Genomic DNA, 24,038 nt, shown 5'->3' on the forward strand with positions numbered 1-24,038 from the left:
CGCAGGATCAACCTGCGCGTCGCGCCTCAGGTCTTGCGGGTGAGGGTCGGGATTTCCTCACGCAGCCGGAAGCGGAGCGCCGACCAGGTGGCGTCCAGCGGCACCTGCGTCACCGGCAGCAGCCCGGCCTGGGTCAGCGGCTCCCAGCCATGGTCGCGGTCCAGGTCGGTGCGGATGCTCGCGGTCTTCTTCGGATAGGCGAACCACAGCCGCCCGCCGACGCCGTAGAGGTCCAGCGCCTTCGCCGCCACCCGCGCCAGCGCGGCACGGTCGGGCGCGAAGGCGAGGATCAGCTCGGGCTCCGAGGCATTGGTCGCGGGAAGGCCATGCTTGAAGCCGGCCGGCGGTTCGAGGACGGCGCACACCATCCCGGGCTTGAAGCCAAGCTTCCGGGGAATGGTGGCTTCCTGTGCAGCGTCAATCAGCGGTCACTCCGGCGGCACGGGCCACCGGCCCCCATATGGAATCCTGCGCGCGGATGGTGGCGGCGAGTTCCGTCCGCCCTTCCCCAACGGGTTCGGCGAACATGGCCCGGAGCCGATTCACCACCGCGACGTCACGCGCGACGGCGATGGCGGCTGCCTCGATCCTGGCCACCAGGGCTTCCTCCATACCGCGGGGACCCATCAGGGCGATCCAGGTCTCGGCCTCGAAGCCGGGAACCGTCTCACCCACCGTGGGCGCCTCGGGAAACAGGGTGGAACGCACCCGGGAGGTGACGGCGAGCAACCGCGCGCGCCCCTCCTGGACCCATGGCAATCCGATGACAGCGGAGCCGACATAGACCTGAAGCGACCCATCAAGCAAATCTGGAATGGCGCTTGCACTGTTTCTGTAGTGAACGAGGTCGCAGCGTGCCCCCACCGAGCGCAGCAGCATGTCCAGCACCAGATGCGCCTGGGTCCCGGCGCCCGGCGTGCCGCAAGTGCCTGTTTTTCCTTTCAATTCCTCGACAAATTCGCCCAGGTCGCGTGGCCCGTCGCGCGGCGGGACCAGCACCAGGAAGGGCTGCGCGGCGAAGCGGCTGATGGGGGTCAGGTCTGCCTGTGGATCATAGCCCATCCGCCGCGACAGGTGCCGGTTCAGCACCAGCGTGGCGGCCGAGACCACTCCCAGCACCGATCCGTCCGGGTTGGCGCGCGCCAGAGCCTCCGCCGCCACGTTGCCGCGGGCGCCGGTCCGGTTCTCGACCACGATGGCGCGGCCCAGCTCGGCGGCGAGACCGTCGGCGAGGAGGCGGCCCATCTGGTCCACCGCGCTGCCGGGCGCCAGGCCGACAAGCAGCCGCACCGGCTCCTCCGCACGCGCGGCACCGCCGGCAAGGCAGGCGCAAAGCAGCAGGGCGAGCAGGCGCTTCACGGCGTTTCCCCGGGCAACGTGGCGACGGAAGCGCAATCCCGGCCCCGTTCCGCCGGTTGCCTCCGGCGAGACTTCCCTCCCGGGCCGCGCGGGTCAATCATGCGCCGCGTTATGATCCTGCTGCACCTGTCGGATTTCCACATCGGCACCCCCAAGGGCGGCCGCGAAAGGCTGGGGGCGGTGCTGGACAGCCTCGTCGCGCTGCACGGGCCGGGCAGCGTCTGGCCGGCGGCGCTGGCCGTCGCCACGGGCGATATCGGGCATGACGACTACGAGAACACCTATCCCTGGCTGCGCGACCGCTTTGCCGCCCTGCCCTTCCCGGTCGTGCCGCTGATCGGCAACCACGACGACCGCGACGCCTTCCGGCGCCATTTCGGCGGGGCCGGCTTCGTGCAGGAGGCGCGCGACACCCCGGCGGGGCGGCTCCTCACCCTCGACACCCATACCCCCGGCGAGGCGGGCGGGACGCTGTGCCGCGCGCGGCTGGACTGGCTGGCGCGGGAACTCGGCAAGTCGGAGGGGCCGGTGATCCTCGCCCTGCACCACCCGCCGATGCGCGTGGGCATCCCGGGCTTCGACGCCATCGGCCTGCGCGACGCCCCGGCCCTGCTGGAGGTGGTGCGGCCGCATCGCGGCCGGATCCGGGCGATGCTGCACGGCCATGTCCATCGCGACATCGCCGGGACGTGGCACGGCATCCCCTCCTTCGGGGTGCGGGGCACCGCCTCCTCCTTCGCGCTGGATTTCCGCCCCGGCCAGCGCCTCCGCCCGACCGGCGAGGCGCCGGGCTACGCCGTGCTGCGGCTGGAGGGCGAGGAAGTGCTGCGCCACGGCTTCGCCGTGCCCGAATCCGGCCCGGGCGCGGATTGACCCGGTGGCAGCCCGTCCTTAAAGACGGGCCCGAGGCAAGGCAGGCCGGAGCCCAGCTCGAATGACGACTCCACACGACGCGCGCGAGGCCTTGATGACGGGCCGGCGTTCCGACGGAACCACCGTCCGGCGCCCGCTTTCCCCGCATCTGCAGGTCTACGACATGCTGCAGATGAACAGCGCGCTTTCCATCACCCACCGCATCACGGGCGCGATCTGGTCCGCGGGCACGCTGCTGCTCGTCTGGTGGCTGGTGGCCGCCGCGACGGGCGAGGAGTCCTTCGCCCGCGTGCAGTGGTTCCTCGGATCCTTCCTGGGGCTGCTGGTGCTGTTCGGGCTGACGGCGGTCACTTGGTACCACACCCTCGCCGGGCTGCGGCACCTGATGTGGGACTGGGGCTTCGGCTTCGAGCTGCCGACCATGTACGCCACGGGCCGCGCCGTGCTGATCGGCACCGCGGTGCTGACGGTGCTGACCTGGATCCTGGCGCTGATCTTCTGGGGCTGACGCAAGACATGGCGAACGAGACGAGCAGCCCGGCTTCCATGCGCTCCGCCCTCGGGCGGGTGCGGGGGCTGGGTTCGGCGCGCAAGGGCACCCATCACTGGTGGATGGCGCGCGTCACCTCCCTGGCGCTGCTGCCGCTGACCTTCTGGTTCGTGTTCAGCATGATCGGCTTGGCCGGCGCCTCCTATGTCGAGACGGTGCTGTGGATCGCGCGGCCCTTCAACGCCGTGCTGCTGCTGGCGCTGATCGCCGCCACCTTCCACCACATGGCCAGCGGGCTGCAGGTCGTGGCGGAGGATTACGTCCGCCCCGACACGACGCAGATGCTGGTCGTGCTGGCGATCAAGGGCGTGTCCATCCTCCTCGCCCTGGCCTGCGCGGTGGCGGTCATCCGGATCGTCGCGGCGGCGTAACGATGCTGGCGCGGGGCCGTCCCGCGCCTGATTTGTTGTTCGAGGCCGGGCGGTTCCGGCCGCGGTTTCGAGGGTGCTCCGACAAGGGGCGCGAGCGGAGCGGGATTTCGCGATGAACGCCATCACCATGCCTTCCAGCGGCGCTTACCGCATCGTGGACCACACCTATGACGTGGTGGTGGTCGGTGCGGGCGGGGCGGGGCTGCGTGCCACCTTCGGCATGGGCGCCGCGGGGCTGAAAACCGCCTGCATCACCAAGGTCTTCCCCACGCGCTCCCACACCGTGGCGGCGCAGGGCGGCGTCGGCGCCGCGCTCGGCAACATGGGCGAGGATGACTGGCGCTGGCACATGTACGACACCGTGAAGGGGTCGGACTGGCTCGGCGACCAGGACGCCATCGAGTACATGTGCCGCGAGGCGGTGCCCGCGATCATCGAGCTCGAGCATTACGGCGTGCCGTTCAGCCGCACGGAGGATGGGCGCATCTACCAGCGCCCCTTCGGCGGCCACATGAAGCATTACGGCAAGGAGCCGGCGATGCGCGCCTGCGCCGCCGCCGACCGCACCGGCCACGCCATCCTGCACACGCTCTACCAGCAGAGCCTCAAGCACAATTGCGAGTTCTTCGTCGAATACTTCGCCCTCGACCTCATCATGGACGAGGAGGGCGCCTGCCGCGGCGTCGTGGCCTGGAACCTCGAGGACGGCTCCATCCACCGCTTCCGCGCGCAGAGCGTGGTGCTGGCCACCGGCGGCTATGGCCGCGCTTGGTTCTCCTGCACCTCCGCCCACACCTGCACGGGCGATGGCGGCGGCATGATCCTGCGCGCGGGCCTGCCCATGCAGGACCAGGAATTCGTGCAGTTCCACCCGACCGGCATCTACGGCGCCGGCTGCCTCGTCACCGAGGGCGCGCGCGGCGAGGGCGGCTACCTCACCAACAGCGAGGGCGAGCGCTTCATGGAGCGCTACGCGCCGACCGCGAAGGACCTCGCCTCCCGCGACGTGGTGTCCCGCGCCATGTCCATGGAGATCCGCGAGGGCCGCGGCGTCGGCCCGCTGAAGGACCACATCCACCTGCACCTGGAGCACCTGGGCGCGGACATCCTGCATGAGCGCCTGCCCGGCATCAGCGAGACGGCGCGCATCTTCGCGGGCGTGGACGTGACCAAGGAGCCGATCCCGATGCTCCCGACCGTCCACTACAACATGGGCGGCATCCCGACGAACATCCACACGGAGGTGCTGCGCCCGACCCGCGAGGACGAGGACGCGGTGGTCCCCGGCCTGATGGCGGTGGGCGAGGCGGCCTGCGTGTCCGTGCATGGCGCGAACCGCCTGGGCACGAACTCCCTGCTCGACCTCGTGGTGTTCGGCCGCGCCGCCGCGCACCGCGCCGCCGAGACCATCAAGCCGGGCGCGACCCAGGCGCCGCTGCCCGCCAAGGCGGGAGAGAAGGCGCTGGACCGGTTCGACCGCCTCCGCAACGCCAAGGGCACGACCCACACCTCCGAGATCCGTCTCGAGATGCAGCGGACCATGCAGAACCACGCCGCCGTGTTCCGCACGAGCGAGCTGCTCTCCGAAGGCGTGGAGAAGATGCGCAAGGTCCATGCCGGGCTGAGCGACCTCCAGATCGCCGACCGCTCGCTGATCTGGAACAGCGACCTCGTCGAGGCGCTGGAGCTGGACAACCTCGTCGACAACGCGCTGACCACCATCGTCGGCGCCGAGGCGCGCAAGGAAAGCCGCGGCGCCCATGCGCACGAGGACTTCCCCGAGCGCGACGACGAGAACTGGATGAAGCACACCCTCGCCTCCGTGAACGAGAAGGGCGAGGTGTCCCTGGATTATCGCGGCGTGAAGATGCGGACCCTCACCAACGAGGTCCAGGTCTTCCCGCCCAAGGCGCGGGTGTACTGAGGCAATGGCCACTTTTACCCTTCCCAAGAACTCCACGGTTGGCGGCGGCAAGACCTTCAAGGCCCCCGCGGGGGCCACGAACGTCAAGGCCTTCAAGATCTACCGCTGGGACCCGGACACGGGCGAGAATCCGCGCATGGACACCTACGAGGTAGACATGGACAAGTGCGGCCCGATGGTCCTGGACGCGCTGATCAAGATCAAGAACGAGATCGACAGCACGCTGACCTTCCGCCGCTCCTGCCGCGAGGGCATCTGCGGCTCCTGCTCGATGAACATCGACGGGCTGAACACCCTCGCCTGCCTGAAGCCCATCGACGAGGTGAAGGGCGAGGTGCGGATCAACCCGCTGCCGCACATGCCGGTGGTGAAGGACCTGGTACCCGACCTGTCGCAGGTCTACGCCCAGTACCGCTCCATCGAGCCCTGGCTGAAGAGCGAGACCCCGCCCCCGCCGGACGAGGAGCGCCGCCAGAGCAAGGAGGAGCGCGCCAAGGTGGACGGGATGTGGGAATGCATCCTGTGCTTCTGCTGCTCCACCGCCTGCCCGTCCTACTGGTGGAACGGCGACCGTTTCCTGGGCCCGGCCGTGCTGCTGCAGGCCTATCGCTGGATCGCCGACAGCCGCGACGAGGCGACGGGCCAGCGCCTGGACAATCTGGAAGACCCGTTCCGCCTGTATCGCTGCCACACCATCATGAGCTGCACCCGGACCTGCCCGAAGGGGCTGAACCCGGCCGCCGCCATCGGCAACATCAAGCAGCTCCTGGTCGAGCGGCACGGCGCCTGACGCCCCTCCCCCGCGCGGGATTCGCGCGGGGGCGCCCCTCTTGCCGGGGCGCGGATGCCGTCGCACCTATTGCCCCGTGCTTCACCTCCTCAAGCTTTCGGTCGGGCCGCGCGACGTGGCGCAGCTGCGCCGCATCCAGGCGGAGCGCGCGGTCTCGGAACCGCCGCTGCGCCACCGCACCCGCACCGTGCCCCGGCGGCGCGCCGAGATCCTGGAAGGCGGCTCAATCTTCTGGGTGGTGGCTGGCTTCGTGCAGGTGCGCCAGCGCATCATGGACATCCGCGAGGATTGCTGGGAGGACGGCTCCGCCTGCTGCGGCCTCATCCTCGACCCCGAGCTGGTGCCGGTGGAAGCGCGGGCGGTGAAGGCCTTCCAGGGCTGGCGCTACCTGGAGCACGCCGAGGCCCCGGCCGACGTGGTGGCCGGCACGGAGGCGGTGCGCGGCCTGGACAAGCTGCCCCCGTCGCTGCGCGCCGCCCTGCGCGAGGCGCGGCTGATCTGATATTGCGGCCGCGACGCGCCCCCGGGGCGCGCCGGCCTCAGCCGCCCTTGCGGATCAGCCCGTCCATCGGGCTCGACGCGTCGGCCTTGTAGTCGCGGCCCATGCGACCGGCCAGGAAGGCGGCGCGGCCGGCGAGGACGGCGTGCTTCATCGCCACCGCCATGCGCACCGGGTCCTGGCTGTGGGCGATGGCGCTGTTGAGCAGCACCGCGTCGCAGCCCAGCTCCATCGCCAGCGCCGCGTCGCTCGCCGTGCCGATGCCGGCATCCACCAGCACCGGCACCTTGGCCTGCGACTTGATGGCGCGGATCATGTAGGGGTTCACCACCCCCATGCCGGAGCCGATGGGCGCGCCCAGCGGCATGATGGCGACGCAGCCCATCTCCTCCAGCCGCTTCGCCGCCACCGGGTCGTCGGCGCAATACACCATGACCTCGAAATTGTCGGCGAGCAGCGCGGCGGCGGCCTCGAAGGTCGCGGCCATGTCGGGATACAGGAAGGGCGGCGGGCCCAGCACCTCGAGCTTGACGAGATTCCAGCCCCCCGCCTCGCGCGCCAGGCGCAGCGTCCGGACAGCCTCCTGCGCCGTGTGGCAGCCAGCGGTGTTGGGCAGGTAGGTGTAGCGGTCAGGCGGGACGAAATCCTGCAGCATGGGCGCCGAGGCGTCGGACAGGTTCACCCGCCGCACCGCCACCGTCACCATCTCGGCGCCGCTGGCGGCGATGCTGGCCGCCGTTTCCTCCAGCGACTTGTAGCGCCCGGTGCCGACGACGAGGCGCGAGCGGAAGCGCCGCCCCGCGACCTCCCAGAGGTCGTCCTGCGTTTCGGTCATGCCATCCATGCGATCACCCGCCCCCGATGAAATGGACGATCTCGATGGCGTCGCCGCTCGCCAGTACCGTGGCGCCGTATTGCGAGCGCGGCACGATCTCGAGATTGCGCTCCACCGCCACCTTGCGCGCCGCAAGGCCGATTTCCGCGAGGAGATCGGCCACGGTCGCGCCCTCGGGGAGGGCGCGCTTCTCGCCATTCACCGAAAGCGTGATGCGGCTGTGCAGCGCCTGGTCCATGTCCCGTTATGTGGACCGGTCCACCAAGCAGAACAAGGCGGGGATGGACGCGGGCGCCAGTCGGGCGTTGGAAGGGGCATGATCCGCATCCATGCGCCGGGGCTGGCCCTGGCCCTGTCCCTCCTCGCGCTGCCGGCCGCCGCCCAGACGCCCGCCGCGGAGCTTCCGGTGCGCCCGCTTCCGCCCGACCCGCGCGGCACGCTGACGTTGACGACGGAGAACGACCTCTTCGGCGGGCTCACCGACCGCTACTACAGCAACGGATTGTTGCTGACCTGGCGCTCCCCCTCGACGGAACTGCCCAGCCCCCTCGCCTGGCTGGACCAGCGCCTGACCTGGCTGTTCGGGCCAGGTAACCTGCGCTGGGGCGTGTCGCTCGGCCAGAACATCTACACGCCCGAGGACAAGCGACGCTACATTCCCGACCCGCGCGACCGGCCCTATGCCGGGCACCTCTACGCCACGGTGAGCCTGTCCCGCTCCACGGAGCGGACGCAGACCCTGCTGGAGCTGCAGGCCGGCATGGTCGGCCCTTCGGCGCTCGGCGAGCAGGTGCAGAACAACTACCACCGGCTGATCAACGTGAAGCGCCTGAACGGCTGGGAATACCAGCTCAAGGACGAGCCGACGCTGAACGCGATGCTGGAGCGACGCTGGCGCATCCCGATGGGCCGCATCGGCTCGCTGGACACGGAGTTGATCCCCTCCGCCACGGCGGCGCTGGGCAACGTGGCGATCAATGCGGGCGGCGGGGCCGTCTTCCGGATCGGCCAGGGTCTGGAGGCGGATTGGGGCCCGACGCGCATCCGCCCCTCCCCCGCCGGCTCCTCCTTCTTCCAGCCGACGCGAGATTTCGGCTGGTACCTCTTCGCCGGGGTGGACGGGCGGGTGGTGGCCCGCGACATCTTCCTGGACGGCAGCACCTTCCGCGAGAACTCCCCCTCCGTGCACCGGCGCTGGCTGGTCGGCGAGGCGACGGCCGGCGCGGCGATCTACTGGCGCGGCACCCGCATCGCCTACACCCAGGTGGTCCGATCGGAGGAGTTCTACGGCCAGCGGGGAACGCAGATCTTCGGCTCGATCAGCGTCTCGTTCCGGTTCTAGGATTGTCTTGGGGGAAACCCGGGTTGCCCCGGCGCGCCGCGCCGTGATACCCCGCCCCCCTTTCCCGGACACCGGACCCCGCTCCCGATGAAGCTCGTCGCCGTCCTGAACGGCCCCAACCTCAACATGCTCGGCACGCGCGAACCGGAGAAATACGGCGCCGCGACGCTGGACGACCTGGAAAGCCTCTGCGCCGAAACGGCGGAGGAACTGGGGCTGGCGATCGACTTCCGCCAGAGCAACATCGAGGGCGAGCTGGTGTCCTGGATCCAGGAATGCCGGGGACGTGCCGCAGGCATCGTCATCAACCCGGCCGCCTACTCGCACACCTCGGTCGCCATCCTGGACGCGCTTTCCGCCGTGGACCTGCCGGTGATCGAGGTGCACATCACCAACATCCATCGCCGGGAGGAATTCCGGCATCACAGCTACGTTTCCCGCATCGCCACCGGCGTGATCGCCGGGCTGGGCATCGGCGGCTACGCGCTGGCGCTGCGCGCCATGGCGGGCATCCTGGCCGAGGCGGGAGACGAGGATCAGGACGACTGACATGAGCAACGGCGTCACCGTGGACGCGGACGCGATCCGCAAGCTGGCGGAGATCCTCCGCGACACCGACCTGACCGAGATCGAGGTGGCGGAGAAGGATGCGCGCATCCGCGTCGCCCGCGTGATCCCGGCCCCGGCCCCGGCGCAGTATTTCGCCGCCCCCGCCATGGCGCCCATGCAGGCCATGGCCACCGCCGCGCCGGCCCAGGCCGCGTCCGTTTCCCCCGCCGTAGCCCCGGCCGCCTCGGCCCCGACCCTGGATGCGAGCCACCCGGGCCTCGTCACCTCGCCCATGGTCGGCGTCGCCTACCTGTCGCCGGAGCCGGGGGCGCCCGCCTACATCACCCTCGGCGCCAAGGTCACGGCCGGGCAGACGCTGCTGCTGATCGAGGCGATGAAGACCTTCAACCAGATCAAGGCGCAGAAGGCGGGCACCGTCACGCGCATCCTGATCGACAACGGCACCCCCGTCGAATACGGCGAGCCGCTGGTGCTGGTGGAGTGATGCCGCGTCCCTTTTCCAAGGTGCTGATCGCCAATCGCGGCGAGATCGCCTTGCGCGTCCACCGCGCCTGCCAGGAAATGGGCATCCGCACCGTCGCGGTGCATTCCACTGCCGACGCCTCCGCCATGCATGTGCGCCTGGCGGATGAGAGCGTGTGCATCGGCCCGCCCCCGGCCCGCGAATCCTACCTGAACGTCGCCGCCATCCTGTCCGCCGCCACCATCACGGGCGCGGAGGCAATCCATCCCGGCTACGGCTTCCTGTCGGAGAATGCCCGCTTCGCCGAGATGGTGGAGGCGCACGGCCTGACCTTCATCGGCCCGACCGCCGAGCATATCCGCATGATGGGCGACAAGATCGCCGCCAAGGACGCGATGCGCCGCCTGGGCGTGCCCCTCGTCCCCGGCTCGCTCGGCGCGCTGGAATCGCTGGAGGAGGCGCGGGCGGTCGCCGAGCAGGTGAAGTATCCCGTGCTGATCAAGGCCGCGGCCGGCGGCGGCGGGCGCGGCATGAAGGTCGCCCGGCACGAGGACGAGCTGGAGGAGGCATGGCGCGTCGCCCGCACGGAGGCCAAGGCCGCCTTCGGCGACGACAGCGTCTACCTGGAGAAGTATCTCGACCGGCCACGCCACATCGAGCTGCAGGTCCTGGCCGACACTCACGGCAACGTGGTGCATTTCGGCGAGCGCGACTGCTCGCTCCAGCGGCGCCACCAGAAGCTGGTGGAGGAGGCGGGCTCCCCCGTGCTGTCGGCCGCCGAGCGCGACGCGCTGGGCGCGCAGGTGACGCAGGCGCTGCGGCAGCTGGGCTACCGCAACGCCGGCACGCTGGAATTCCTGTGGCAGGACGGACAGTTCGCCTTCATCGAGATGAACACCCGCCTGCAGGTGGAGCATCCGGTGACGGAGATGGTCTGCGGCGTGGACCTGGTGCGCGAGCAGATCCGCATCGCGGGCGGCGAGGCGCTGGGCTACGGGCAGGAGGATGTCCGCTTCAGCGGCCATGCCATCGAATGTCGCATCACCGCCGAGGATCCGGAAAGCTTCGCCCCCTCGCCGGGCCGCGTCTCCACCTACCACGCCCCGGGCGGGCTCGGGGTGCGGGTGGATAGCGCGCTCTACAGCGGCTACTCCGTGCCGCCGCATTACGACAGCCTCGTCGCCAAGCTGGTGGTCCATGCGCCGACGCGCGAGGGCGCCATCGCCCGCGCCCGCCGCGCCCTGGACGAGATGGTGGTGGACGGCATCCGCACCACGCTGCCGCTGCACCGCCGCATCATGGACGACCCGGAATTCCAGTCCGGCGACTACACGATCCATTGGCTGGAGCGGTTCGTTTCCCGCGCGGGATGAGCGAGGCGGCGCTGGCATTCGCCGGCGCCCTTCCCTAGCTTCCGTTCCCATGGAGGGCGCAGCATGAGCCGGCGGCGGATCGAGATCACGCCCGAACTCATGCTGCGCGCCTACCGCATCGGCCTCTTTCCCATGGCCGAGAGCCGGGACAGCGACCGCCTCTACTGGCTTGACCCCGAGCGGCGCGGCGTGATCCCGCTCGGCGGCTTCCACCTGTCCCGCCGCCTCGCCCGCACCGTGCGCCAGGGGCGCTTCACCATCACCGCGAACCGGGAGTTCCCGCGCGTCGTCGCGCTCTGCGCCGCGCCGCGCCGCGGCTCCTTCGATTCCTGGATCAACAGCGAGATCGCAGCCTTGTTCACCGCGATGCACGCGATGGGCCACGCCCATTCGGTAGAGGCGTGGCAGGAGGGCGAGCTGGTGGGCGGGCTCTACGGCGTCGCGATCGGCGGGGCCTTCTTCGGCGAGAGCATGTTCTCGCGCGCCACCGACGCCTCCAAGGTCGCGCTGGTCCACCTTGTCGCGCGGCTGCGGATCGGCGGCTTCACCCTGCTCGACGCACAATTCACCACGGAGCACCTGTCGCAGTTCGGCACGGTCGAGGTGCCGCGCGCCGAGTACAAGGCCGCGCTGGCCGCGGCGGTCGAGCGCGACGCCGCCTTTCCCGACACGCCTGAGCCGGAGCGCGTGGCGGAGGAGATCGCGAGGCTGCGCTCAGATCATCCGCTCTAGCGTGCCGTCGCGGCGGATCGCCTGATGGAACACCACCGCCGAGACGTGCAGCACGAGCAGCGCGGCGATCGTCCAGCCCAGCCAGCGATGCGCGTTCAGCAGCGCCTCCGCCAGCGGGACATTCGCGTCCATGAAGCGCGGCAGGTCGATGAAGCCGAGATAGGCGGTCGCGCCCTGCATGGGGAAGCCGAAGGCGTTGGTCGCCAGGAAGCCCAGCACGGGCTGCGCGATCAGCGCGGCGTAGAGCGCGTGGTGCACCGTCGTCGCGGCGATGCGGAACAGGCGCGGCTGGTGCGCCGCCTCGGGCGGGGGGTGGCTGATGCGGAAGGCCAGGCGCGCGAGGGAGACCAGGAAGATCGTCAGCCCCGCGCTCTCGTGGATGGCGTAGGAGCTCATCTTGTCGGCCTCGCGGATGTGCCCGATCACGAAGCCTGCAGGCAGCGCCACGAGCATCAGCGCGACGGTGATCCAGTGGAACCACTTGGCGGGTGCGGCATAGCCCATGCCCGAGCCTAGCATCGCGCGCCGCGCCGCGCATGCGGATTGGTCGGTGCGGCCGGAGAAGCGCTGGGCCTGCTTGGCGGAGCGCGAGGGGAAGGGCTGGCGCGCCGCGGCGCCGCGCCCGGTGGGTGACCCCTTCGCCCTGGCCGGCGCGCTGCTGGAGGGCGGCGCTCCCGCGGCGCTGGGCCTCGACCTGCCGCTCGGCCTGCCGCGCGCCTATGCCGCCGGGCGCCCGGAGGCGGACTTCCCCGCCTTCCTGCGCGCCCGCGCCGGGGATGCGCGGTTCTTCGGCGTGGCGGCGGAGCTCGACGCGGTGGGACCGGACGCGCCCTTCTACCCGGCGCGCGGCCTGCGCGGCATGACGCGCGCCGCCCACGCAGCCGCGCTGGGGCTGGAGGGGGCGGCCGCGCTGGAGCGCTGGTGCGACCGCGCCACCGTCACCCGCCCCGCGGGCGCGCCGCCCTTCTGGACCCTGGGCGCCAACCAGTCGGGCAAGGCGGCGATCGGCGCGTGGCGCGACTGGCTGGCCCCCGCCCTCGCCGCCGAGGCGCCCTATGCGCTCTGGCCCTTCGAGGGCGACCTCCGAAGCTTGCTCGCCCCCGGGCGCCTCGTGCTGGCGGAGGTGTATCCGGCCGAGGCGCTGCGCCTGCTCGGCCTGCGGCTCGGCGGGTCGAAGCGCGACCCGGAGGCGCGGCGCCGCCTCGGCCCCGCCCTGCTGGCGGCGATGGAGGCGCTTTCCGTCACGCCCGAGCCTCCGTTGCGCGACGCGGCGGTGGCGGGGTTCGGCGCCGACGCGGCCGGCGAGGACCGGCTGGATTGCGTGCTGGGCCTGCTGAACCTCGTCGCCGTGCTGGACGGCGCGGCGCCCGACTTCATCCCCGACGATCCCTGGGTCCGGCGCTGGGAGGGGTGGGTGATGGGCCAGACGGCCCTGCCCCGTCAGCGCTGAAAGGACGCCACCCGCGCCAGCGCCACCAGCAGGTCCAGGGTGGGCGTCGGCACGCCCCGCGCGCGGGCGATGGCCAGCGGCGCCTCGAACAGCGTGGCGAACTCGGTCGGCCGCCCCGCCTCCACATCCTGGAGGATGGAGGGCTTGTGCGGCAGGGTGACGGAGCGCATCGCGCGCTCCTCCGCGCCTTTCGACACGTCGTGCCCCTCGGCGGCGGCGATGGCCAGGCCCTCGCGCAGCACGGAAAGCGCCGCCTCGCGCACCGCCGGGTCGCTGAAGGTGGTCCGCATGTCGGCGCGGCTGAGCAGGCAGATCGGGCCGTTGCTGAGGTTGTTCAGCAGCTTGAGCCAGATGTCGCGCCGGATGTCCTTGCTGGCGACGCCGCTCATCCCCCCCGCCTCCAGCGCGCTCAGGATGGGGGCGGCGCGCTCGGAGGGGCCGGGCTGCGTCTCGCCCAGGATCAGCCGGTTGGCGGCGGTCTGCACCCGGATGGTGCCCGGCTCCTCTACCGTGCAGGCGGACCAGACGACGCCGCCCAGGGTGCGGCCCAGCCCCACGGCCTCGTGCAGCCTGTGCGGCGGCGAGGCCTCGTGCCACCAGGGAATGCCGTTCAGCACGAAGGCGACGGGCGTGTCCGGTCCCAGCAGGGACGGGATCTGCGCGGCCGCCGCTTCCAGCGCCGGGGTCTTCACCGTCACCAGCACTGCGTCCTGCGGGCCGAGCGCGGCCGGGTCGTCGCTGGCGCGCACGGGAACGGTGAAGCGCTCCTCCGGCGTCTCGACCGTCAGCCCCCGCTCGCGCATGGCGGCGAGATGGGCGCCACGCGCCACCACCGACACCTCCGCCCCGCCGCGCGCCAGCCGCGCCGCCAAATGGCCGCCGATGGCCCCGGCGCCAAACACGCAAAACCTCATTCCCGCATCGCCTCCAGCATCGCCGCGCCCGCGCGCGCCATCCGCGCGACCAGCCGCGCCCCCAGTTCCGCGGAGGCGCCGCGCGCATCCGCCGCCTGCGCCCCGCCCGGCGCGATCTCGCCGATCTCCAGCGGCAGGGCGAACTCCGCCCCGCCGGCGCGGACCGTGCCGAAGCCGGTCGCCGGCAGCCCGAAGGCCGCGCCCGGCGCCGCGCCGGGGCCAAGGCGCGACGGGTCGCAAAGCCCCGGAAACAGATGCAGCGCAACGGAAGCGACCGGGTCGCCGCCATGGCCCAGCGCGGCGGGGCTGCCGCCCTCCTCCGCGTGCCAGGTGGCGGCGTTGCGCCAGATGTGGAAGGCAGGCACCAGCATCCCGGCCGCCCGCAGGCGCCGCTGCGCCGCCTCGATCGCGCCGATGTTGCCGCCATGGCCGTTCACGACGAGAAGCCGCGTCGCGCCGCCCTCGCGCAGCGCCTCCAGCACCTCCGTCACCACGGCGGCGAGGGTGGCGGGGGACAGCGCCGCCCCGCCCGGGACGCCGCGAAAGAAATCCGCCCCGCCGAACGGAAGGGGCGGGGCGACCAGCGCCTCCCCCGCCTCGGCGGCGATGCGGCAGGCCACCGCCTCGGCCAGGAGGTAGTCGCCCATCGGCAAGGCGGGACCATGGGTTTCCGTGCTGCCGAGCGCCAGGATCACCGCATGGCCGGACGCGACGCGCGCGGCCACCTCGGGCGCAGGCAGGGCCGCGATGCGATTCTCGGGCATGGGGCATCCTCGCGGCGGTATCCGGCGGTGTCCAGACGCTTGCAGCCCGAGGAGGTGCATGCCATAGCCGTTGCCAAGCAGAACCATTCCGGGGGAAAGGAGAGCGGGTTGTCCAAGCCCACGCCGAGGCGCGCCGCGCTGTCCCTTGCCCCTGCCCTGGCCCTGGCGGCCCTCGCCGCTCCCGCGCTCGCGCAATCCTGGCCCTCGCAGCCCATCCGCCTCGTGGTGCCCTTCGCGCCCGGCGGCACCACCGACCTCATCGCGCGCCTCGTCGCCACGCCGCTGGGCGAAAGCCTCGGCCAGCCGGTGGTGGTGGAGAACCGGCCGGGCGCCGGGGCGACGCTAGGCTCGCTGCAGGTCGCGCAATCGCCGCCGGACGGGCACGTGCTGGTACTGTCCTCCATCGCCAGCCACGCCATCGCGCCGGCGCTGTATTCCAACGTGCGCTACGACGCGCTCACCGACTTCACCCATGTCGCGCTGCTGAGCCTGAACCCCTCGGTGATCGTGGCGCATCCGCGCCTCGGCCCCGCCGACATGGCGGATCTGGCGCGGCGCCACCGCGAGGACGGGCGCGGCCTCGACATGGCAAGTTCCGGCGCCGGCTCGTCCAACCACCTCCTGATCGTCCGCCTCGGCCAGATCCTCGGCAAGGAACTGAACCACATCCCGTTCCGCGGCGCCGGCCCGGCGATGACGGCGGTGATCGGCGGGCAGGTGCCGCTGATGTCGGACAGCCTGCCCAGCGCGGCGGCGCATATCCGGCAGGGCAGCGTGCGCGCCCTGGCGACGAGCGGCGAAGCGCGGCACCCCGCCTTTCCGGAGGTGCCGACGCTGCGCGAGGCGGGGTTCGACCTCGTCACCTCCTCCTGGTTCGGCCTGTCCGCCCCCGCACGGCTTCCCGCATCGGTGACGGATCGGCTGTCGCGCGAGGTCCTGGCGGTCCTTGCACGGCCCGAGGTTCAGTCGCGCTTTGCCGAATTCGGCGGCACGCCCGGCACGCTCGACCCGGCAGGCTTCACGCAGTTCGTCGCGTCCGAGCTGGCGCGATGGGAGCCGGTGGTGCGGGAAAGTGGCGCGAAACCTGACTGATCTGTAATTTTCTTCATGTCGAACAGGCAAGACTTGGCAGTTTCAGTGAAATGCCGGATTTTCCGGCTGGCTTGACGGGAGAACGGGCGATGCAGCTCAGGATCAACATGAAAGATGTGGTATCGGGGCTTTTCCTGATCCTCCTCGCCCTGATCGGACTTTGGCTGAATCAGGATCACAACCTCGGCTCGGCGCGGCGCATGGGACCAGGCTACATGCCCATGCTGGTGTTCTGGATCCAGGTCGGGCTGGGCACGGCGGTGACGTTGATCGGCCTGTTCAGTGGGCCCGATCCGCTGGAGAAGTGGACCGGCCTGGATATGGCGTCGCTCGCCCTCGGCGTGGCGGCTGGCTTCATCGTCTGGGCCATCGCCACCAACCTGGGTCCCTTCTTCTCCCAGACCTACAACGGCGTCGGGTTGGGCGTCCTGGCCGGGATGCTCGTCGTCTCCTGGTCGGCCGGGTGGCGGAAGATCGGGCTGATCTGCGCCTCCATGGCTGTGTTCGCCCTTTTGCTGGAGAAGTTTGGTTTCTTTGCGGCACTGATTGGGCTGATCATCGTCGCGTCCATGGCCGAGCGCACGCACACGGTGCGTGGCGTGGCCGGCATGCTCGTCTTCCTGCTGGTGCTTTGCTGGTGGGTCTTCATCTACGAGCTCGACATCCGCGTAAACCTGTGGCCGCAGTTCTGACGGCGCGATAGGGACAAGGCGACCATGGAACTCCTCATCGACAATCTGGCGCACGGCTTCAGCGTCGCGCTCTCCCTGAAGAACCTGTCGTTCGCCCTGCTCGGCGCGCTGATCGGCACGGCCATCGGCGTGCTGCCGGGCATCGGCCCGGTGGCGACCATCTCGCTGCTGCTGCCCATCACCTTCGGGCAGGAGGCGACGACCGCCATCATCATGCTCGCCGGCATCTATTACGGCGCGCAGTATGGCGGCTCGACCACGGCTATCCTCCTGAACCTGCCCGGCGAGGTGTCGTCCGTCGTGACGACGCTCGAGGGCTACAAGATGGCCCGCAACGGGCGCGCCGGCGCGGCGCTGGCCACGGCGGCGCTCGGCTCCTTCTTCGCCGGCTCGGTGGCCACGATCCTCGTCGCCGCCTCGGGCCCGCTGCTGACGCAGATCGCGCTGTCCTTCGGCCCGGCGGACTACTTCTCGCTCATGCTGCTCGGCCTCGTGATCGCCTGCGTGCTCGCGCAGGGCTCGATCCTGAAGGCGATTGGCATGGTGGTGGTGGGCGTGGCGCTCGGCCTCGTCGGCACGGACGTGCAGACCGGCCAGCAGCGCTTCACCTTCGGCATCCCCGAGCTGTCCGACGGCCTGGGCTTCGCCGCCATCGCGATGGGCATGTTCGGTATCGCCGAGATCATCCTGAACCTCGAGCGTCCGGAGGCGCGCGAGGTGCTGAAGACCGAGGTCGGCAAGCTGTGGCTGACCAAGGAGGAGTTCAAGCGCGCCACGCCCTCGGTGCTGCGCGGCACGCTGCTCGGCTCCGCTCTCGGCATCCTGCCAGGCGGTGGTGCCTCGCTCGCGGCCTTCGGCGCCTACATGATGGAACGGAAGATGTCGAAGGGCCGGCACCTGTTCGGCCAGGGCGCCATCGAGGGCGTTGCCGGTCCGGAGGCGGCGAACAATGCTGCGGCGCAGACCTCCTTCATTCCGCTGCTGACGCTGGGCATCCCCTCCAACGCCGTGATGGCGCTGATGGTGGGCGCGCTGATCATCCAGGGCATCCAGCCCGGCCCCCGCATGGTGGAGGCGCAGCCCGACCTGTTCTGGGGCCTCATCGCCTCCATGTGGATCGGCAACGTGATGCTGCTGGTCATCAACCTCCCGATGATCGGGATGTGGGTGAAGCTGCTGCAGGTGCCCTACAAGTACCTCTACCCGGCGATCCTCGTGTTCTGCTCGATCGGCGTCTACTCCATCAACAACAACGTCTTCGACGTCTACACGACCATCCTCTTCGCGGTGTTCGGCTACATGTGCTCGAAGCTGAAGATGGAGCCGGCGCCGCTGCTGATCGGCTTCGTGCTCGGCCCGATGATGGAGGAGCACCTGCGCCGCGCCATGCTGCTGTCGCGCGGCGACTGGATCGTGTTCGTGGAGCGTCCGATCTCGGCCACCATGCTCGGCATCGCGGCCTTCGCCCTGGCGCTGATGCTCCTGCCCAACATGCGCAAGGGCAAGGACGCCGCGATGGCGGGCTGAACCCCGCCCCATCGCAGCCCGACCAGGGGCGCCGCGGGACCACCCCGCGGCGCCCCTTTCCTTTGCGCGGGCGCAAGGCGCCGAGCCCCGCGCCATGGGACAGGAGCAACGGAGGAGGCCCCGCCCATGCCCATGCTGATCCGCCTGATCCTCGCCGCTGCCGGCGCCCTGGCCGCGCTGCTGGTGCCGCCGCTTTCCGCGCTGCATCCCGTGATGCAGGGCATGGTGGCGCTGCTGCTGGTCGCCGCCGTCATCCTGGCGCTCGGCCTGTCTTCCCGCCGCTGACATTCCGGCGGGGGGTGGCTATCCTCCCGCCCGATGGCGATTCTGCAGGCCGTGCTGGAGCTGATGGCGGCCTGCATCCTCCTCGCGCTGGTGGCACGGGCCTTGCGGCTTCCCTATGCCGTGGTCCTGATCCTGGCCGGCATGGCGCTGGCCTTCGCCCCCGGCGTGCCGCGCCTCGCGCTCGACCCGGAACTGGCCCTGGCCTTCGTCCTGCCGCCGCTGCTGATGGGCAGCGCCTACCGCACGGACTGGCAGGCCTTCCGTCGTAACCTGCGCCCGATCCTGCTGCTCGCCGTGGGCTGCGCCGTCTTCACCGCCTTCGCCCTGGACGCCGCCCGCGCCGTGCTGCACCAGCGCCACGCGGAGGGTCATTTGCCGGAGGAGTTCCTGGTGAAGCTGAACGAGGAACTGGATCTGGAGGAAGGCCGGGTGGAGCGCGCCCTGGGATGACGATCGCCCCCGCCCTGGAGGAAGCGCGCCGCGCCCTGCTGGATCTTTCCACGCGCAACCGCATGCTCTCCCTGCCCGGCGAGGCGCGCGGCCGCCGCGTCCTGCGGCTGGAGGGCAATCCCGCCGCCATCCTGGCGCGACTGGAATCCGGCGACGCGATCGCCTTCGGCCCCTCCGCCCCCTTCCGCTCGCCCCTGCCGGCAAAGGAGCTTGAGGCGCGGCTGCGCGCCATCGCCGCCGATGCGCGGTCGGCGCGGGAGGAGACGGGCGTCGCCTCGCTCTTCCTGGCCTTCGGCACGCTGCACTGGCGCGACACCCGCACGCCCGAGCGCGAGCGGGAGGCGCCGCTTGCCTTTCTTCCGGTGACGCTGACGCGCGAGGGCGTGTCGTCGCGCTTCCGCCTGCGCCTGGCACCGGGGGAAGCGCAGGAGAACCTGCCGCTGCGCGAGAAATTCGCCCGCGAGCTGCGGCGCGAGCTTCCCCCCTTCGACCCCGCCGCCCCGCTGGTCTGGGCCGGGCTGCTCGCCCCGCACCTGCCGGAGGGATGGCGGGTGGAGGAGGGCAGCATCGTGCTGGGCCTGTTCGGCCATGCGCGCTTCCTGATGTGGCGCGACCTGGATCCGGCGCTGCATCCGGGCCTGCTGTCGCATGCGCCGCTGCGCCGCCTGCTCGACCCCACCCCGCCCGCCGAGGCGCCGCCATTCGAGGATGATTCCGACGTGGACGCCGCCATCCCGGTGGAGCGGCTGGACCATGTCGTGCCCGTGGACGGCTCCCAGGCGCTGGCGGCGGAAGCCGCACGGCGCGGTGGCGACCTCGTCATTCAGGGACCGCCCGGCACGGGCAAGAGCCAGACCATCGTCAACATCCTGGCCCAGGCCATCCTGGATGGGCGCAGCGTGCTGTTCGTCGCGGAAAAGGCGGCGGCGCTGGAGGTGGTGCAGCGGCGCCTGGCCGCGCTGGGCCTCGCCCCCGCCATCCTGGCCCTGCACGACGAGGATACCGGGCCGCGCGCCGTGCTGGATGCGCTGCGCGATGCGCTGGCGACGCCGCGCCCCGAACCCATGGACCGCGAGGCAGCGGTCGCCCGGCTGGGCGATCTGCGCGGCCGCCTCAACCGCCACGCCGCCGCGATGCGCGACCGCGTCGGCGGCCTGCCGGTGCACGAGGTGGCGCAGCGCCTTGCCCTCCTGCGACAGGAAGGGCCGGCGCCGCCCTTCCGCCTCGGCGGCGCGGAAGGCTGGGACCCGGCGCGGCGCGATGCGCTGCGCGAGGCGGTGCCGACGCTCGCGGAACGGGCGGAGGCGGCGCGTGGCCCCTGGGCGGGCACCGCGCCCGCAGAGGCGCTGCCGCCCCTCCCGTCCCTGATCCGCCGCCTCGCTGCCGCGCCCGGCACGGTCGAGGAGGCGCTGCGCGCCGAGGCAGCGGGCGCCCCGCCCTTGCCCGCCGAAATCCTCCCGGAGGTCCGTGCCCTGCTGGCCGACCTCGAAACCATCGCCCGGGCGCGGGCCGATGCGCGCATCGCCTCCCTGGACATGCCCGGGGTGGAGGAGGCGGCGGCGCGGCTGGCGCGTCCCGGCGGCCTGCTCGGCTTCCTCGACGGCGAGCGCCGCGCGGCGGGGCGCGTGCTGGATGCGGCGCTGCGCGATCCCGCCGCCCTGCCCGCCCTGCTCGCGGCGCGCGAGGCGGCGCGTCGCGTGGCCGCCAGCTCCCTGCCCCGCGATGCGGCCACGCTGCGCACGGCCCTGGACTGGCACACGGCGCATGGCGCGACGCCGCCATTGGACGACACCGCGCGCGACGCGCTGGCAGCGGCGCGGGACGCGTGTTCCGCGCTGGGCCTGCCCCTGTCCGGGCGCTTCGGCGACCTCGCCGCGCGCCTCGCCACGCTGGCGGCGGAAACCGACGCGCTGCCGCGCTGGCGCCTGTGGCTGCGCGCGCGGGAGGCGGCGCCCGAACTGGCGCCGCTGGCCGATGCGCTGGCGGGCGGCGCCCTCCCGCCCGAGCGGGCGGAGGCGGCTTTTGAGCGCGCCCTGCTCGAGGCGCTCTGGCGCGCGGCGCTGCGCGCCCATCCCGAACTCGCGGCCTTTGACGGCGCGGCGATGGACCGGCTGGTCGAGTCCTTCCAGGCCGCTGATGCCGCGCGGGTGCGCCTCGCGCGGCATGAGGCGCTGCTGCGCCATGCCGAGCGCGCGGCGGCGCTGCGCGGCGGGGCGGAGCCGGCGTCGATGGGCTTCCTGCGCGGCGAGATGGAGCGGCGGCGCGGCCACGCCCCCGTGCGAACCTTGCTGGCCCGCGGCAGCGCGGCTCTGCGCATGCTCAAGCCCGTGCTGATGATGAGCCCGCTTTCCGTCGCGCGGTTTCTCGCCAACCCGCACCATGCCACCCAGCCGGGCTTTCCGCTCTTCGACCTCGTGGTGATGGACGAGGCGTCGCAGATCGAGCCGGTGGACGCGCTGGGGGCCATCGCGCGCGGGCGGCACTTCGCCGTGGTGGGCGATGACCGGCAGATGCCGCCCACGCGATTCTTCCGCCGCGTGACGGAAGAGGAGGACGAAGCCGAGGCCGAGGAGGATGAGGCGGAAGGCCCCGCGGCGCGCGACGTGGAAAGCATCCTCGGCCTCGCCGCCGCGCGGGGCGTGCCGAACGCGCTGCTGCGCTGGCACTACCGGTCGCGCCACGAAAGCCTGATCGCCACCTCCAATGCCGAGTTCTATGGCGGGCGGCTGCTGGTCCTGCCCTCGCCCCTGCCGCGCTCCCCGGCGCTGGGCCTGACGCTGGTGCGGGTGGAGGGGCGCTTCCGCACCGGGGTCAACGCGGAGGAGGCGCAAGCCGTGGCTGAGGCGGCGATGCGCCACGCGCGCGAAACGCCAGGGGAGTCGCTCGGCATCGCGGCCTTCGGCATCGGCCAGCGCGACGCCATCCTCACTACGCTGGAAGCGCTGCGGCGCGACAGCCCGGAGACGGAAGCTTTCTTCACCGCCCACCCGCACGAGCCCTTCTTCGTGAAGAACCTGGAGAACGTGCAGGGCGACGAGCGCGACGCGATGCTGATCTCCGTCGGCTATGGGCGCGATGCCGATGGGCGCCTCGCCTTGCGCTTCGGGCCGCTGGCGACAGAGGGCGGCGAAAGGCGGCTCAACGTCCTCATCACCCGGGCGCGGCGGCGCTGCGTCGTCTTCACTGGCCTGGCGCCGGAGGAGATCGACCTGTCGCGCGCCGGTGGGCGCGGCGTGGCGGCGCTGCGGGCCTTCCTCCAATTCGCCGCCTCAGCGGACGAGGCGAAGCAGGGGGAGGCGGCGGACACGCCGCTCGGCGCGCTGGTCGGGCCGGTCCTGCGCGCGAATGGGCTGGAACCGGTTTCGGGGGTGGGCGCGGGGCAGCTGCGCGTGGACGTGGCGGCGCGGCGCGACGGGCGCTTCGAATGGGGCATCGAATCCGACGGCGCGGACTGGTCCGGGCTGCGCTCCGCGCGCGACCGCAGCAATGGCTGGACCGAGGCGCTGAAATCCATGGGCTGGCGCCTGGCCTCGAGCTGGACGCTCGACTGGCTGGACCGCCCGCGCGAAGCGGAGGAACGGCTGCGCGACGCGCTCGGCCTCGCCGCGGCGGAGGAAGCGGCGCCCGCCCCGGACGATGCCGGGCTGGCCGAGTCCTACGCGGAAGCGTCGCCCCATCTCGACGCGCCGCTCGACGCCATGCCCTTCGCCCGCCTTGCCGAGGCGGCGGCCGAGGTCGTGGCGATCGAGGCTCCCATGCCGGAGGAGGCGCTGGCCGAACGGCTGCGCCTCGCCCGCGGGGAAGCGCCGCTTTCCGCCGCCGAGCGCGCGGCGCTGGTCCAGGCGCTGCGCCTCGCCCGTTCCCTGCACGGGCTGCGCGAGGAGGGCGGCTTCTGGTTCGGCGAGGCGGCGCCCGATTTCCGTCCGCGCGACCGACGCGCAGCCCTGCCTGCCTTGCGCCGCGCCGCCGCGCTGCATCCGCGCGAGTTGGAGGCGGCGGCGCGCACCCTGTTGGAAGCGCGCCCCATGACGACCGAGGCCGAGGCGGCGCTCGGCATCGTGCGGATGCTGGGTCTGGAATCGGGGGCGGAAGCGGCGATCGAGGCGCGCCTGGCCCTGCTCGCGGGCAGCGGGACGCTGCGCTTCCCCGGCTGAATCACGACGTGCGAAGCTGCGCCATGCCCCGATTCGCGCAGCAGGTGACGTTTCTCTACGCCGAGGATCCGGAAGCGAGCTGGCGCTTCTACGAGGAGGTGCTGGAACTTCCGCTCGCACAGGACCAGGGCACGTGCCGCATCTACGAAACGGCGGAAGGCGGCCGCGCCTTCCTGGGGGTGTGCCGCGCCCGCGCACCGCGGAGCGAAGAGAATCCACGCGCTGAAGGCGGCGTGGTCTTCACCTTCGTCACGCCGGATGTGGAAGCGTGGCATGCGCGCCTCGCCGCCAAGGGCGTCGCGCTGCCGCCCGCGCCCCAATGGTCGGAAGCATACCGCGTCACGCATTTCTTTCTGCGCGACCCGGCAGGCTACCTGCTGGAGGTGCAGCGCTTCGACCGGCCCGATTGGCCGGAGCCCGGTTGAGGCGCGGCCCTACTCGGAAAGCCGCTGCAGCAGCGACAGGAGATGCGCGCGCTCCCCGGCGGAGAGGGGGCCCAGCAGCGCTTCGTTGGCGCGGCGCCCGGCTTCCTTCGCCTCGGCGAGCAGGTCGTGGCCCTGCGGCGTGACGGACAGCACGCGCGTGCGCCGGTCCAGCGGGTCCTTGGCGGCGCGCAGGAGGCCGCGCGCGGCAAGGCGCCGCACCACGCCCTGCACCGTCGCGGAGTCCATGGCGGCGAGCCGCCCGAGCTGGTTCTGCGTGGCGCGCCCGGCTTCGGACAGCCGCAGCAGCGCGGCGAATTGCGGCCCGGTGAGTCCGTGCCCCGCGGCACATTCGCTGAAGACCGCCTGATACCGCTGATGGGCGCGCCGAAGCAGGTGCCCCGCCGAGGCGTCGAGGCGATAGGCCCGTTCGGGCAGGGCGCCCGAAGGCGCGATCAGGTCGAGGATCTCGCTCATCACGGTCCCGGCTTCGTTTCGCTTGGTTGCGCCGCAACAGCTGGCGAGTCAAGCGTCAGATGCAATGCGGGATTGCAAGTGGCGAAGTCGTTCTTTAATCGCAGAGATCCGCCAAGAGAGCGGGGGCCGT

27 protein-coding genes are annotated in these 24,038 nt (G+C 71.8%); 19 read left to right on the plus strand and 8 right to left on the minus strand.

What is annotated here, in order from left to right; genetic code table 11:
- Window positions 1–26: 26 nt before the first annotated feature.
- A complete protein-coding gene (locus OF850_RS19910) occupies window positions 27–368 on the minus strand; it encodes a hypothetical protein (RefSeq protein ID WP_301592084.1) in 342 nt (113 codons plus the stop codon).
- Between the two features lie 49 nt (window positions 369–417).
- A complete protein-coding gene (locus tag OF850_RS19915) occupies window positions 418–1,359 on the minus strand; it encodes a Bug family tripartite tricarboxylate transporter substrate binding protein (RefSeq protein ID WP_301592085.1) in 942 nt (313 codons plus the stop codon).
- A gap of 99 nt (window positions 1,360–1,458) precedes the next feature.
- On the opposite strand from OF850_RS19915, the gene OF850_RS19920 reads away from it, so the two are divergent.
- The 6 genes from OF850_RS19920 to OF850_RS19945 all read left to right on the plus strand — a co-directional run bounded on the left by OF850_RS19920 (window position 1,459) and on the right by OF850_RS19945 (window position 6,369).
- Complete coding sequence (locus OF850_RS19920) at window positions 1,459–2,232, plus strand: metallophosphoesterase (protein ID WP_301592086.1); 774 nt, start codon at window positions 1,459–1,461, stop codon at window positions 2,230–2,232.
- Window positions 2,233–2,293: 61 nt separating this feature from the next.
- Window positions 2,294–2,740: a succinate dehydrogenase, cytochrome b556 subunit gene (gene sdhC, locus OF850_RS19925; protein WP_301592087.1), complete on the plus strand. Its 447-nt coding sequence runs from the start codon at window positions 2,294–2,296 to the stop codon at window positions 2,738–2,740.
- 38 nt (window positions 2,741–2,778) lie between these two features.
- Entirely contained in the window at window positions 2,779–3,153 is a 375-nt protein-coding gene (sdhD, locus tag OF850_RS19930; RefSeq protein ID WP_301592088.1) for a succinate dehydrogenase, hydrophobic membrane anchor protein, read from the plus strand.
- A 112-nt stretch (window positions 3,154–3,265) separates the two neighbouring features.
- On the plus strand, window positions 3,266–5,077 hold the full coding sequence (gene sdhA, locus OF850_RS19935) for a succinate dehydrogenase flavoprotein subunit (protein WP_301592089.1): 1,812 nt from the start codon (window positions 3,266–3,268) through the stop codon (window positions 5,075–5,077).
- A 4-nt stretch (window positions 5,078–5,081) separates the two neighbouring features.
- Window positions 5,082–5,867: a succinate dehydrogenase iron-sulfur subunit gene (locus OF850_RS19940; RefSeq protein ID WP_301592090.1), complete on the plus strand. Its 786-nt coding sequence runs from the start codon at window positions 5,082–5,084 to the stop codon at window positions 5,865–5,867.
- Between the two features lie 76 nt (window positions 5,868–5,943).
- On the plus strand, window positions 5,944–6,369 hold the full coding sequence (locus OF850_RS19945; RefSeq protein WP_301592091.1) for a DUF1489 family protein: 426 nt from the start codon (window positions 5,944–5,946) through the stop codon (window positions 6,367–6,369).
- A gap of 37 nt (window positions 6,370–6,406) precedes the next feature.
- Here the strand turns inward: OF850_RS19945 and OF850_RS19950 are convergent, their stop codons facing one another.
- Window positions 6,407–7,201, minus strand: coding sequence for a thiazole synthase (locus OF850_RS19950; protein WP_301592092.1), 795 nt, complete (start codon window positions 7,199–7,201; stop codon window positions 6,407–6,409).
- Between the two features lie 13 nt (window positions 7,202–7,214).
- Window positions 7,215–7,439 carry a sulfur carrier protein ThiS gene (gene thiS, locus OF850_RS19955; RefSeq protein ID WP_301592093.1) on the minus strand — a complete coding sequence of 75 codons (225 nt, stop codon included), beginning with the start codon at window positions 7,437–7,439 and terminating at the stop codon, window positions 7,215–7,217.
- Window positions 7,440–7,517: 78 nt separating this feature from the next.
- On the opposite strand from thiS, the gene OF850_RS19960 reads away from it, so the two are divergent.
- The 5 genes from OF850_RS19960 (at window position 7,518) to aat (ending at window position 11,681) form a co-directional block, all read left to right on the plus strand.
- On the plus strand, window positions 7,518–8,543 hold the full coding sequence (locus OF850_RS19960) for a lipid A deacylase LpxR family protein (protein WP_301592094.1): 1,026 nt from the start codon (window positions 7,518–7,520) through the stop codon (window positions 8,541–8,543).
- Between the two features lie 87 nt (window positions 8,544–8,630).
- A complete protein-coding gene (gene aroQ, locus OF850_RS19965) occupies window positions 8,631–9,092 on the plus strand; it encodes a type II 3-dehydroquinate dehydratase (protein ID WP_301592095.1) in 462 nt (153 codons plus the stop codon).
- A 1-nt stretch (window position 9,093) separates the two neighbouring features.
- On the plus strand, window positions 9,094–9,597 hold the full coding sequence (gene accB / locus OF850_RS19970; protein ID WP_301592096.1) for an acetyl-CoA carboxylase biotin carboxyl carrier protein: 504 nt from the start codon (window positions 9,094–9,096) through the stop codon (window positions 9,595–9,597).
- Window positions 9,597–10,949, plus strand: coding sequence for an acetyl-CoA carboxylase biotin carboxylase subunit (gene accC / locus OF850_RS19975; protein ID WP_301592097.1), 1,353 nt, complete (start codon window positions 9,597–9,599; stop codon window positions 10,947–10,949). Before accB ends, accC begins: the two co-directional genes overlap by 1 nt.
- Before the next feature lie 63 nt (window positions 10,950–11,012).
- Window positions 11,013–11,681, plus strand: coding sequence for a leucyl/phenylalanyl-tRNA--protein transferase (gene aat / locus OF850_RS19980; protein WP_301592098.1), 669 nt, complete (start codon window positions 11,013–11,015; stop codon window positions 11,679–11,681).
- Here the strand turns inward: aat and OF850_RS19985 are convergent.
- The gene (locus OF850_RS19985; protein WP_301592099.1) at window positions 11,664–12,185 is read right to left on the minus strand and encodes a cytochrome b; all 522 of its coding nucleotides are present in this window, start codon (window positions 12,183–12,185) and stop codon (window positions 11,664–11,666) included. The two genes, aat and OF850_RS19985, sit on opposite strands and share 18 nt — an antisense overlap.
- On the opposite strand from OF850_RS19985, the gene OF850_RS19990 reads away from it, so the two are divergent.
- Window positions 12,184–13,131 (plus strand): hypothetical protein, encoded by a 948-nt coding sequence (locus OF850_RS19990; RefSeq protein ID WP_301592100.1) that lies wholly within the window; start codon window positions 12,184–12,186, stop codon window positions 13,129–13,131. The two genes, OF850_RS19985 and OF850_RS19990, sit on opposite strands and share 2 nt — an antisense overlap.
- Here OF850_RS19990 and OF850_RS19995 read toward each other — a convergent pair.
- Both OF850_RS19995 and OF850_RS20000 read right to left on the minus strand, forming a co-directional pair.
- The gene (locus OF850_RS19995) at window positions 13,122–14,033 is read right to left on the minus strand and encodes a ketopantoate reductase family protein (protein ID WP_301592101.1); all 912 of its coding nucleotides are present in this window, start codon (window positions 14,031–14,033) and stop codon (window positions 13,122–13,124) included. The two genes, OF850_RS19990 and OF850_RS19995, sit on opposite strands and share 10 nt — an antisense overlap.
- Window positions 14,034–14,041: 8 nt before the next feature.
- On the minus strand, window positions 14,042–14,809 hold the full coding sequence (locus OF850_RS20000; RefSeq protein WP_301592102.1) for a creatininase family protein: 768 nt from the start codon (window positions 14,807–14,809) through the stop codon (window positions 14,042–14,044).
- Window positions 14,810–14,917: 108 nt separating this feature from the next.
- Here OF850_RS20000 and OF850_RS20005 point away from each other — a divergent pair, with 108 nt between their 5' ends.
- From OF850_RS20005 to OF850_RS20035, 7 genes are all read left to right on the plus strand, one after another.
- Window positions 14,918–15,901, plus strand: a complete 984-nt coding sequence (locus OF850_RS20005; protein ID WP_301592103.1) for a Bug family tripartite tricarboxylate transporter substrate binding protein — start codon at window positions 14,918–14,920, stop codon at window positions 15,899–15,901.
- A gap of 107 nt (window positions 15,902–16,008) precedes the next feature.
- Window positions 16,009–16,593, plus strand: coding sequence for a hypothetical protein (locus tag OF850_RS20010; RefSeq protein ID WP_301592104.1), 585 nt, complete (start codon window positions 16,009–16,011; stop codon window positions 16,591–16,593).
- A 24-nt stretch (window positions 16,594–16,617) separates the two neighbouring features.
- The gene (locus OF850_RS20015) at window positions 16,618–18,120 is read left to right on the plus strand and encodes a tripartite tricarboxylate transporter permease (RefSeq protein ID WP_301592105.1); all 1,503 of its coding nucleotides are present in this window, start codon (window positions 16,618–16,620) and stop codon (window positions 18,118–18,120) included.
- Window positions 18,121–18,246: 126 nt separating this feature from the next.
- A complete protein-coding gene (locus OF850_RS20020) occupies window positions 18,247–18,405 on the plus strand; it encodes a hypothetical protein (protein ID WP_301592106.1) in 159 nt (52 codons plus the stop codon).
- Between the two features lie 33 nt (window positions 18,406–18,438).
- Entirely contained in the window at window positions 18,439–18,855 is a 417-nt protein-coding gene (locus tag OF850_RS20025; protein WP_301592107.1) for a cation:proton antiporter domain-containing protein, read from the plus strand.
- Window positions 18,852–23,009, plus strand: a complete 4,158-nt coding sequence (locus OF850_RS20030; RefSeq protein WP_301592108.1) for a DUF4011 domain-containing protein — start codon at window positions 18,852–18,854, stop codon at window positions 23,007–23,009. Before OF850_RS20025 ends, OF850_RS20030 begins: the two co-directional genes overlap by 4 nt.
- A gap of 23 nt (window positions 23,010–23,032) precedes the next feature.
- On the plus strand, window positions 23,033–23,434 hold the full coding sequence (locus tag OF850_RS20035) for a VOC family protein (RefSeq protein ID WP_301592109.1): 402 nt from the start codon (window positions 23,033–23,035) through the stop codon (window positions 23,432–23,434).
- A 9-nt stretch (window positions 23,435–23,443) separates the two neighbouring features.
- Here the strand turns inward: OF850_RS20035 and OF850_RS20040 are convergent, their stop codons facing one another.
- A complete protein-coding gene (locus OF850_RS20040; RefSeq protein WP_301592110.1) occupies window positions 23,444–23,908 on the minus strand; it encodes a MarR family winged helix-turn-helix transcriptional regulator in 465 nt (154 codons plus the stop codon).
- Window positions 23,909–24,038: the final 130 nt, after the last annotated feature.

The sequence above is a fragment of the Sabulicella glaciei genome (assembly GCF_026183895.1).
Taxonomy (GTDB): Bacteria; Pseudomonadota; Alphaproteobacteria; order Acetobacterales; family Acetobacteraceae; genus Roseococcus; species Roseococcus glaciei.

Excerpts from the sequence above, each read along its gene's own strand:
- OF850_RS19910 (WP_301592084.1), bottom strand. The coding sequence starts at position 368 with ATGGTGTGCGCCGTCCTCGAACCGCCGGCCGGCTTCAAGCATGGCCTT.
- OF850_RS19920 (WP_301592086.1), top strand. The coding sequence starts at position 1,459 with ATGCGCCGCGTTATGATCCTGCTGCACCTGTCGGATTTCCACATCGGC.
- sdhC (WP_301592087.1), top strand. The coding sequence starts at position 2,294 with ATGACGACTCCACACGACGCGCGCGAGGCCTTGATGACGGGCCGGCGT.
- sdhD (WP_301592088.1), top strand. The coding sequence starts at position 2,779 with ATGCGCTCCGCCCTCGGGCGGGTGCGGGGGCTGGGTTCGGCGCGCAAG.
- sdhA (WP_301592089.1), top strand. The coding sequence starts at position 3,266 with ATGAACGCCATCACCATGCCTTCCAGCGGCGCTTACCGCATCGTGGAC.
- OF850_RS19940 (WP_301592090.1), top strand. The coding sequence starts at position 5,082 with ATGGCCACTTTTACCCTTCCCAAGAACTCCACGGTTGGCGGCGGCAAG.
- OF850_RS19950 (WP_301592092.1), bottom strand. The coding sequence starts at position 7,201 with ATGACCGAAACGCAGGACGACCTCTGGGAGGTCGCGGGGCGGCGCTTC.
- thiS (WP_301592093.1), bottom strand. The coding sequence starts at position 7,439 with ATGGACCAGGCGCTGCACAGCCGCATCACGCTTTCGGTGAATGGCGAG.
- OF850_RS19960 (WP_301592094.1), top strand. The coding sequence starts at position 7,518 with ATGATCCGCATCCATGCGCCGGGGCTGGCCCTGGCCCTGTCCCTCCTC.
- aroQ (WP_301592095.1), top strand. The coding sequence starts at position 8,631 with ATGAAGCTCGTCGCCGTCCTGAACGGCCCCAACCTCAACATGCTCGGC.
- accB (WP_301592096.1), top strand. The coding sequence starts at position 9,094 with ATGAGCAACGGCGTCACCGTGGACGCGGACGCGATCCGCAAGCTGGCG.
- accC (WP_301592097.1), top strand. The coding sequence starts at position 9,597 with ATGCCGCGTCCCTTTTCCAAGGTGCTGATCGCCAATCGCGGCGAGATC.
- aat (WP_301592098.1), top strand. The coding sequence starts at position 11,013 with ATGAGCCGGCGGCGGATCGAGATCACGCCCGAACTCATGCTGCGCGCC.
- OF850_RS19990 (WP_301592100.1), top strand. The coding sequence starts at position 12,184 with ATGCCCGAGCCTAGCATCGCGCGCCGCGCCGCGCATGCGGATTGGTCG.
- OF850_RS19985 (WP_301592099.1), bottom strand. The coding sequence starts at position 12,185 with ATGGGCTATGCCGCACCCGCCAAGTGGTTCCACTGGATCACCGTCGCG.
- OF850_RS20000 (WP_301592102.1), bottom strand. The coding sequence starts at position 14,809 with ATGCCCGAGAATCGCATCGCGGCCCTGCCTGCGCCCGAGGTGGCCGCG.
- OF850_RS20010 (WP_301592104.1), top strand. The coding sequence starts at position 16,009 with ATGAAAGATGTGGTATCGGGGCTTTTCCTGATCCTCCTCGCCCTGATC.
- OF850_RS20015 (WP_301592105.1), top strand. The coding sequence starts at position 16,618 with ATGGAACTCCTCATCGACAATCTGGCGCACGGCTTCAGCGTCGCGCTC.
- OF850_RS20020 (WP_301592106.1), top strand. The coding sequence starts at position 18,247 with ATGCCCATGCTGATCCGCCTGATCCTCGCCGCTGCCGGCGCCCTGGCC.
- OF850_RS20025 (WP_301592107.1), top strand. The coding sequence starts at position 18,439 with ATGGCGATTCTGCAGGCCGTGCTGGAGCTGATGGCGGCCTGCATCCTC.
- OF850_RS20030 (WP_301592108.1), top strand. The coding sequence starts at position 18,852 with ATGACGATCGCCCCCGCCCTGGAGGAAGCGCGCCGCGCCCTGCTGGAT.
- OF850_RS20035 (WP_301592109.1), top strand. The coding sequence starts at position 23,033 with ATGCCCCGATTCGCGCAGCAGGTGACGTTTCTCTACGCCGAGGATCCG.
- OF850_RS20040 (WP_301592110.1), bottom strand. The coding sequence starts at position 23,908 with ATGAGCGAGATCCTCGACCTGATCGCGCCTTCGGGCGCCCTGCCCGAA.